The organism is Microbacterium sp. P5_E9, from assembly GCF_054049175.1.
The window spans coordinates 1-654 of record NZ_JBFUMV010000079.1 but is presented as its reverse complement, the minus strand read 5'-3'; the positions used below and the strand labels follow the sequence as shown (position 1 = coordinate 654).

1 protein-coding gene is annotated in these 654 nt (G+C 60.4%); it reads right to left on the bottom strand.

All coding sequences use genetic code 11. The features are described from left to right. On the bottom strand, window positions 1–654 hold a 654-nt coding region (locus ACXJ3V_RS20315; protein WP_457102166.1), incomplete at both ends, for a molybdopterin-dependent oxidoreductase.

Sequence of the window (654 nt, the reverse complement as noted above, 5' to 3'; positions counted from 1 at the left end):
GCCTTCCTGCATCAGGTTCGCACCCGCCTGCATGTTGTTGTTGACCATGACCCAGTAGGCATTGAGCTTGCCGTCCTTGAGCATGCGGTTCTGCAGTACGGCGTGGTAGCCGGGAATTCCGGGGATGGTGCCTTCGGGCAGTTTCCAGATCTCTTTGGCATGGGCGCGGTGCTTGGGGTTGGTCACCACCATGTCGGCCGGCAGGCGGTTGGCAAAGGTGCCCACTTCGCGCGCCGTGCCGCAAGCCGAAGGCTGGCCCGTCAGCGAGAACGGACTGTTGCCAGGTGTCGAGATCTTGCCAGTCAGCAAGTGGATGTTGTAGACCATGTTGTTGCACCACACACCGCGCGTGTGCTGATTGAACCCCATCGTCCAGAACGACATGACCTTGACCTTCGGGTCGGCATACAACTCTGCCAGCGCCTCCAGCCGGTTCTTCGGAACGCCGCTGATCTTCGCCGTGTACTCCAGATCGTAGGTCGACACGAACTTGGCGAAATCGTCGAAGGTGATCGGCTTCGACCCACCGGCATCGCCCGCATTTTTCGCGGCCTTCTGCAAAGGATGCTCCGGCCGCAGCCCGTAGCCGATGTCGGCGTTGCCAAGTCGGAATGAGGTGTGCTTGTCAACGAACTCGCGGTTCACGCGATTGGT